Origin of the sequence: Kitasatospora sp. NPDC057518 (assembly GCF_042802075.1) — a bacterium.
Classification (GTDB): domain Bacteria; phylum Actinomycetota; class Actinomycetes; order Streptomycetales; family Streptomycetaceae; genus Kitasatospora.
Window position 1 is genome coordinate 1 of record NZ_JBHVEU010000434.1, and the last position, 7,551, is coordinate 7,551.

The window sequence follows — 7,551 nt, forward strand, 5'->3', positions numbered from 1 at the left end:
ACGACGATCCGCTCGGCGATCCCGCGCAGCGCCCAGGCGGCCGCCAGCCCCGCGAGTTATTTTCCGTCCATCGAGAAGACGTACGGCAGGCCGATCGCCGAGTGGAAGACACTTCTGCGCGCCTCGCCCCTGACCAAGCACGGGGAGCTGGTCTCCTGGCTCAAGGCCGAGCACGGCCTGGGGCACGGGCACGCCAACGCCCTCGTCGCCCACCGCCCCGGCCCGGTGCCGAGGGAGTCTCAGAGGAGGCTGTTGAAACGCAGGGTGATGTCACTGTCCGGGAGGCTGCTGATGGTCCCGGTGCTGCATTTCGTGATGTCGGCCCCCGGGTAGAGGGTGCCCGTGACGGTGGCACCGGGCAGAACGGTGCTGTCGAGGGACACCACGCCGTTGAGGTTGTTGGTGATCTCGTTCTTCGAGGGGTCGGCCTGGACATGCTGCATGCCGTCGGCGTTGATGGTGGAGACGCCGGCCGAGTTGCCGCTTCCGTCGGACCAGTTGACGACGATGGTGCCGGTGAGCTGGCCGACCTGGCCGCACGAGAGGGTCGCCGACCCGGTGATCGAGACCGTTCCGGCGGACAGCTCGGGTCCGCCGTTCTCCGTCAGGCACCTTTCGATGACGCCGTTGGTCATGGAGACATCGACCGCGGTGGGGGTGTTCGTGATCGGCTGGGTGCTCTGGATCGTACCGTTCGCGCCGCACATGAGCTTGAGCAGGGGGGTGGCCCGGGGTTTGGCGCCGTCGGTCGCGACCGGCGTGTCGGCGGCCGAGGCGGGGGCGGACTGCTGGAGAAGCACGGCCGAGGTGGCGGCCACGGCGGCCAGGGCGAGCGGGACGACGGCCAGGTGCCACCGGCGGGGCTTGGAGGGCGTCGTTTCCCGCGTCGGGACGGGGTCGGAGTCCCAGGAGTGCGAAGGCATGGTGTTCCTGTTCTGTGAGATCGGGCGGCTGGGAGAGGAGGGGTCAGAGGAGGGCGGAGAACGCGGCGTCGTGTTTCACGGTCATGCTGCTCAAGCCGTTGGAGCAGTTGCTGATGTCGCTGGTGGGCTCGAAGGTGGCGACGACGCCGGCCCCCGGCAGGACGGTGCTGCCGAGGGACACCGTGCTGTCGGTCGAGTCGAGGATCTCCTCGTGCGCGGGGTCGCCTTCGACGGGCTGTGCGCCGTTGGTGGTCACGGTGGAGGTTCCGACGACGCTGCCGGTCTGGTTCAGTCCGCTGTACCAGGTGATGGTCTCGGTGCCGCTGAACGAGCTGGGGGAGGAACACGAGATCGTGCCGGAGCCGGCGAAGGTGAACGTCGCCGACAGGACGTTCGCGGGCCCGCCGTTCTCGGCGAAACAGTCGTCGTAGGTGCCGACCGCGGTGATGGATACGCTCGTGGGGGCGTCCGTGATCGGCGCGCTGGTGGTGACGACCGCCTGCCCGGAGCAGCTGAGCTTGGTCAGGAGCGTGTCGCGGTGGCCGGTGGAGCCGCTGGCGGCGGCCGGGGTGGGGGCGGTCTCCTGGATGAGCAGGCCGGCGCCGGCGACCGTGGCGGCCAGGGCGAGCGGGACGGTGGCGAGGCGCCAGCGCCGGGTCGAGGAGTTTCCGGCGTGTGGACCGGACGGGGTGTCCGCGGCGGTGGGCTGAAAGCCCATAATGTCCTCCTTTTGATTGTGTATACGAACTGCTGGTGCCAGGATCACCACTGGCGTGGAACTGCGCGATCCAGGCGGGACCGGATTCGCCTTTACGGTGCGATATTGATCCGACTGTCGCAGCGTGTGGGAAGAGTCCTGAATGGGTTGACTTTTGCCGCTAAAGATCGCTGACGATCTTTAGTGTCCGGCAGTCGAGGGATAGCGGCGTGCGCCTGCCGGGTCTTCCGCCGGCGTCGGGCTACGTTCTGCGGCAGACCTTTCAGCGCCGGCCCGCCGGGCCGCCGACGGACCAGGGGAGACCCCCATGCTGCCCAGTCGACCTCGTCTGCCCGGCTTTCCGGGTACGGAGCACTGGCGGCGCGAGGAGGAATCCGGATTGCACTACATCGACCAGGGGTCCGGCGACGTCGTGCTCATGCTGCACGGGAACCCGACGTGGGGATATCTGTGGCGGCGCCTTGTCACCGCGCTGGCCGAGGACTTCCGTTGCGTCGTGCCGGACCAGCTGGGCATGGGCCTCTCCCGGCGGAGCGCCGGCGCCGCCCCTATTCCCTTCGTGGAACGGCTGGAGCACCTCGACGTGCTGGCGGCCCACCTGATCGAGCGGTGCGGGGCACCGTCGGAGGGTTGGACCCTGGCGGTGCACGACTGGGGAGGGCCGATCGGTCTGGCCTGGGCGAGGCGGCATCCCGGGCTGGTGACCCGGCTGGTAGTGCTGAACAGCGTGGGCTTCCGCTGGCCCGAGGGCTACCGGCTGCCGCGCTCGCTGGCCCTGCTGCGCGACATCGGGCCGCTCGGTGAGGCGGCGCACCTGCTGAACGCCTTCCCGCGGGCGGCACTGCGGGCCGGGGTGGTCCGGCCGCTGCCCGCCGAGGTCCGTTCCGCCTACCTGTGGCCGTACCGCGGCGCGGGGCGGCGGCGGGCGGTACGAGACTTCCTGCGGCAGATCCCGCGCAGCGGCGAGGACCCCGCCTGGTCCCTGGTCGATCCCGGTGGGGACAGCGCCGACCACGCCGGGCTGCCGGTGTTCATCGGCTGGGGCCTGCGCGACCCGGTGTTCACGCCGCTCGTCCTGGGGGAGTGGCGCCGCAGATTCCCGCACGCCGAGGTCCACGCCTTCGCCGACGCGGGCCACTTCGTCCTGGAGGACGTCGGCGAGGCCCTGGTCGGGCCGCTTCGGCGCTTCCTGTCCGCGCGGTGACGACCTATCACAGAGAGGTACCCATGCCCTCGCCCCACAGCAGGATCGGTCTCGTGCGGGTCCATGTCCCCGAGGCCCGCCAGAGCTCCCGCGAGATCGAGGAGGAGCTGTGCCGGCAGAGCCCCGGGGCCGCGCTGCCGACGGGGCTGCTGGAGCACATGTTCGGGCTGCGCGAGCGGTGCGTGGCGGCGCCGGGGGACCTGCCCTCGGACCTGGCGGCCCGGGCGGGTGCGGCCGTCCTGGAGGACGCCGGCCTCCCGCCCGAGGCGATCGACCTGCTCGTCTACACCGGGATCACCAAGGACCTCGACGAGCCGGCGACCGCGAACGTGGTGGCCGCCAAACTCGGTGTCACCGCACCGGTCTTCGACCTGATGAACGCCTGCAACGGCGTGCTCAGCGCGCTGGAGAGCGCCGATGCGCTGATCAGGCTCGGCTCCTACCGGCGGGTGCTGGTGGTCACCGGGGAGGCGCCCAGCCGGCTCACCCGCTGGCGCGTCCCGGACCGCGGCCGGCTCGCGTCGGCGATGGCCAGCCTCACGCTGGGCGACATGGGAGCGGCCGTGCTGGTGGAGGCGAGCGAACGGCCCGGCATCCTCGGCAGCCGGTTCTTCGCCAACCCCGCCGCGTGGCCGAGCGCGGTACTGCGCAGCCCGTACGCCACCGGCCGGATGCACGAGTTGGAGGTCGACGACGCCGCGTTGACGGCCTCCTTCGCGGGGCTGCGGGAACAGACCGTCAAGGCCGCGGGCGAGCTGATCGGTGCCGTGGCCGACTGCGCGCTGTTCTGTGTCCACCAGCCCTCGGCGGCCATGACCCGCATCCTCTGCTCGACCACCGGTATCCCCGAAGAGGCCGTGATCCCCACCTTCGCCCACCACGGCAACGTCGCCACCGCCACCATCCCGCTGCAGTTGGTCCTCGCGCAGGAGCAGGGCCGGCTGCGCGAGGGCGATCTGGTGGGGATCGTCGGCCTGGCCAGCGGCACCAGTGTCGGCGTCATGGCACTGCGGTGGTGACCGCGGACTCCGGGGCCGTCCGGGCGGACGGGGCCCGGCCGGAGACGCTCGCCGCCCGCCTGGCCGGCTGGGCCGACCTGCAACCGGACCGTACCGCGCTCGTCTGGCCCGCTCCGCGCGGGCGTTGGCACACCGTCGACTTCGCCACCCTGGAGGCCGCCTGCCGCACGCGTGCCCGGGAACTGCGCGAGGCGGGGGTCGGAGCCGGGCAGAAGGCCGTGGTGATGGCCCGTGACCCGTACGACCTGGTGACCACCGTGTACGGGCTGCTCGCCCTCGGTGCGGTACCGGTGCTGATCGACCCGGCACTGCCCCGGCCGGCCCTGCGGGCCTGCCTGGAGGAGACCCGGCCCGAGGTGTTCATCGGCGACCCGCTCGCCCACCTGGCCCGGCTGCTGTTCGGCTGGGCCCGTCGGCACGTCACCACCACGCTGGTCACGGGACGTACGCGGCGCGGCCCGCGGCCGGACCCGGCCCGGCCGGGGCCGCCGTGGCCGAGCCCGCCGCCCGCGACCTCGCTCGCGCTGATCGCCTTCACCTCCGGCTCGACCGGTCCGCCCAAGGGCGTCGAGTACGAGCACCGGCAGCTGGCCGCTCAGGTCCGCTCCGTCGCCGGGCTGCTGGAGCTGGGCCCCGATGAGGTGCTGCTCGCCGGGTTCCTACCCTTCGCCCTGTTCGGGCCCGCCACCGGCGCCACCACCGTCGTCCCGGCCGTCGACCACCTCAGGCCCGCGCGCACCCGTGGCGCGGACCTGGTCCGCGCCGTCGCCGACCACCGCACCTCGGTGGTGTGCGCCTCCCCCGCGGTGCTGCGGGCCCTGACCGAGGGGTGCGAGGGCGGCCGCCTGCCGCTTGCCCCGGTACGGCGGATCTGCTCCTTCGGCGCCCCGCCGCCCGACCGGCTGGTGCGTGCGCTGCGCCGGGCGCTGCCGGAGGAGGCGACGCTGCTCAGCGCGTACGGCGCCACCGAGTGCCTGCCGGTCAGCGTGATCGACAGTGCCGAGCTGGCCGCCGCGCACGCCGATCCGCTGCACACCCACCGCGGGGTCTGCCTGGGCCGCCCGGTGCCCGGCATGGCGGCCCACGTCCTGGCGCCGGCCGGCCGGTCGGCCTCCGACCGGCCGATGGCGCGAGGGAGGTACGGAGAGATCACGGTCGGCGGCCCGCAGGTCAGCCGGGCCTACCACGCCCGCCCGGAAGCGAACACCGCCGCCAAGGTCGGCACCGGTGAGGACCTGCTGCACCGCACCGGCGATCTCGGCTGGCTGGACGAGAGCGGCCGGCTGTGGTTCCTCGGGCGCTCCGCACACCGGGTGCACGGCACCGGGTTCGTGCTCGACACCGCCGTGGTCGAGCGGATCACCGACGCGGTGCCCGGCATCGGCCGCACCGCGCTGATCGGCCTCGGGCCCGTCGGCCGTCAACGGCCGGTGCTATGCGTCGAGTTGGTGCCATCGGCGGCCAACTCCGGGACGGCTGTCCGACAGAGTCTTCGGCAGGCCCTGTCCGCGGTGCCGGGCGGGCACCGGATCGCCACCGTGCTGGTCCACCGCCGGCTGCCCACCGACCCGAGGCACAACTCGCGCGTCGACCGCGACCGCCTGGCCCGCTGGGCCCGCCGACAGCTGCGCCGACGAGGCCCGGGCGGCGTGCTGGGAGGCGGGCGATGAGGGTCCTGGTCACCGGGGGCAGTGGCTTCCTCGGCCTGGAGCTGTGCCGGCGCCTCGCCGGGCGCGGCGACATCGCGGTCTCGCTGCACCGTCGTTGGAGCCCTGAACTGGAGCGGCTCGGGGTCCGTCAGCACCTGGGCGACATCGCCGACCGGGGTGCGGTCCGGCGGGCCCTCGCCGGGTGCGAGGCGGTGATCCACAACGCGGCCCTGGCCGGAGTCCGGGGGCCCGAGCGGCCGTACCGCGCGGTCAACGTCGAGGGCACCCGCAACGTCCTGAGCGCCTGTCGCGCCCTCGGCGTCCCTCAGCTGGTCTATACCTCCACCGCGAGCGCGGTCTTCACCCCTGACGGCATCACGGCAGGGGACGAGTCGCTGCCCCGGCCCCGGCGCCATCTGGCCGCCTACCCCCGCACCAAGGCCGAGGCCGAGGCGGCCGTCCTCGCCGCCAACGGCCCGGACCTGGCCACCACCGTGCTGCGGCCCCACCTGATCTGGGGGCCCGGTGACCCCCACTTCCTGCCCGCCCTCCTGCGGGCGACCGAAACCGGACGGCTGCTGATGCCGGGCCGCGGCGGCAACCTCGTCGACACCTGCCACCTCGCCACCGCCGCCCACGCCCACCTGCTCGCGCTGGACCGGCTGCGACCGGGCCACCCGGCGGCCGGGCGGACCTACTTCGTCGCCCAGGGCGAACCACGGCCGCTGCGCGAGGTGGTGACCGGGCTGCTCGCCGCGGCCGGACGCCACACGAGCTGGCACCCGGTGCCCTACCCCGTGGCGCTGGCCGCCGCCGTCCTGGCCGACGCCACGACGGCGACGGTCCGCCGCCACACCGGCCACGGCCTGAGCCGGTTCCTGCTCCACCAGCTCACCCGGCCGCACTGGTTCGACCTCACGGCGGCCCGGCGCGACCTCGGCTTCGAACCGCCCACCACCTTCGACCAGGGCATCGCCGAACTGACCCGCCACCACCGCACCACCGGCAGCTGAGCCCGCCCCCTCGCCCTCCGGAAAGGAACCACCATGGACACGACGCTCTCCGTGGACGCCGTCTGCGACACCGCCCAGACCCTGCTCGTCGAACGGTTCGGCGTATCCGCGGACGCCATCAGCCCCGACGCCACGTTCGAGGAGATGGAGGTCGACTCGCTCGCGCTGGCCGAGTTCGCCTTCGTCCTCCAGGACGAGTTCGGCATCCTGATCAGCCAGGAGGACGCCGACCGGCAGAGCACGCTCACCGACATCGCCCGGATCGTCCAGGCCCGCCTCGGCGACGCGACCGAACCCGTCGCGTGAACCGCCCCGAGATCGCCGTCACCGGCCTGGGGCTCGTCACCCCGGCCGGGGTCGGCACCGAGGAGACCTGGCGGCGGGTCTGCGCCGGAACCCCCACCGCGTCACCGGACCCGGACCTCGACGCCGCCCCGGTGGCGTTCTCCTGCCGCATCCCCGCCACGGACCTGGACACGGCGGTCGGGCGCAAGAAGGCATGGCGGATCGGACGGTTCGGAAAGCTCGCGCTGCTCGCGGCCCGGGAGGCCGTCCGGAACGCGCGGCTGGACACCGGCGGGTGGGACGGTGCCCGGGTCGCCGTCGTCCTCGGGGTGGGCTTCGGCGGCGCGCCGCACTGGGAGGACCAGCTGCGCCGATTCCAACAGCGCGGGCCGGCCCACGTCTCGCCGACACTGGTCCCGATGGTCATCGGCAACATGGCCGTCGGCGAGGTGGCCCAGGAGTTCGGCGCGCGCGGCCCGACCCTCGCCTGCGCCACCGCCTGCGCCTCCGGCGCCACGGCGCTGGCCGTCTCCCACGACCTGCTGGTCGCCGGGTCCTGTGACATCGTCCTGGCCGGTGGCACCGAAGCCGCCCTCAGCCCGCTGGTGGCGACCGGATTCCACCGGATGGGCACCCTGTCGGCACGCGGACACGACGTACCGGGCGCCTCCCGGCCGTTCGCCGCCGACCGGGACGGCTTCGTCCTGGCCGAGGGCGCCGCCGTCCTCGTCCTGGAGCGC

8 protein-coding genes and 1 pseudogene are annotated in these 7,551 nt (G+C 73.4%); 7 read left to right on the forward strand and 2 right to left on the reverse strand.

From position 1 onward, the window contains the following. Window positions 1-18: 18 nt before the first annotated feature. Window positions 19-213 (forward strand): annotated as a pseudogene (locus tag ACFU7Z_RS32225) (DUF4287 domain-containing protein); the annotation flags it as partial. Window positions 214-239: 26 nt separating this feature from the next. Here the strand turns inward: ACFU7Z_RS32225 and ACFU7Z_RS32230 are convergent. Beyond that, complete coding sequence (locus tag ACFU7Z_RS32230) at window positions 240-923, reverse strand: hypothetical protein (protein ID WP_380781381.1); 684 nt, start codon at window positions 921-923, stop codon at window positions 240-242. A gap of 43 nt (window positions 924-966) precedes the next feature. Continuing rightward, window positions 967-1,641: a hypothetical protein gene (locus ACFU7Z_RS32235; protein ID WP_074003376.1), complete on the reverse strand. Its 675-nt coding sequence runs from the start codon at window positions 1,639-1,641 to the stop codon at window positions 967-969. A gap of 379 nt (window positions 1,642-2,020) precedes the next feature. On the opposite strand from ACFU7Z_RS32235, the gene ACFU7Z_RS32240 reads away from it, so the two are divergent. The 6 genes from ACFU7Z_RS32240 to ACFU7Z_RS32265 all read left to right on the forward strand — a co-directional run. After that, window positions 2,021-2,845 carry an alpha/beta fold hydrolase gene (locus tag ACFU7Z_RS32240; protein ID WP_380781383.1) on the forward strand — a complete coding sequence of 275 codons (825 nt, stop codon included), beginning with the start codon at window positions 2,021-2,023 and terminating at the stop codon, window positions 2,843-2,845. 53 nt (window positions 2,846-2,898) lie between these two features. Next, on the forward strand, window positions 2,899-3,864 hold the full coding sequence (locus ACFU7Z_RS32245; protein ID WP_380717657.1) for a 3-oxoacyl-ACP synthase III family protein: 966 nt from the start codon (window positions 2,899-2,901) through the stop codon (window positions 3,862-3,864). Next, the gene (locus ACFU7Z_RS32250; protein WP_380781385.1) at window positions 3,861-5,534 is read left to right on the forward strand and encodes an AMP-binding protein; all 1,674 of its coding nucleotides are present in this window, start codon (window positions 3,861-3,863) and stop codon (window positions 5,532-5,534) included. The genes ACFU7Z_RS32245 and ACFU7Z_RS32250 overlap by 4 nt, the downstream gene beginning before the upstream one ends. Further along, window positions 5,531-6,526 (forward strand): NAD-dependent epimerase/dehydratase family protein, encoded by a 996-nt coding sequence (locus ACFU7Z_RS32255; protein ID WP_380781387.1) that lies wholly within the window; start codon window positions 5,531-5,533, stop codon window positions 6,524-6,526. Before ACFU7Z_RS32250 ends, ACFU7Z_RS32255 begins: the two co-directional genes overlap by 4 nt. A gap of 33 nt (window positions 6,527-6,559) precedes the next feature. Continuing rightward, complete coding sequence (locus ACFU7Z_RS32260) at window positions 6,560-6,832, forward strand: acyl carrier protein (RefSeq protein ID WP_074003372.1); 273 nt, start codon at window positions 6,560-6,562, stop codon at window positions 6,830-6,832. Then, window positions 6,829-7,551, forward strand: a 723-nt coding sequence (locus ACFU7Z_RS32265; RefSeq protein WP_380781389.1) for a beta-ketoacyl-[acyl-carrier-protein] synthase family protein, incomplete at its 3' end; no start/stop codon positions are given. The genes ACFU7Z_RS32260 and ACFU7Z_RS32265, both read left to right, overlap by 4 nt.

Excerpts from the sequence above, each read along its gene's own strand:
- ACFU7Z_RS32230 (WP_380781381.1), bottom strand. The coding sequence starts at position 923 with ATGCCTTCGCACTCCTGGGACTCCGACCCCGTCCCGACGCGGGAAACG.
- ACFU7Z_RS32260 (WP_074003372.1), top strand. The coding sequence starts at position 6,560 with ATGGACACGACGCTCTCCGTGGACGCCGTCTGCGACACCGCCCAGACC.
- ACFU7Z_RS32255 (WP_380781387.1), top strand. The coding sequence starts at position 5,531 with ATGAGGGTCCTGGTCACCGGGGGCAGTGGCTTCCTCGGCCTGGAGCTG.
- ACFU7Z_RS32235 (WP_074003376.1), bottom strand. The coding sequence starts at position 1,641 with ATGGGCTTTCAGCCCACCGCCGCGGACACCCCGTCCGGTCCACACGCC.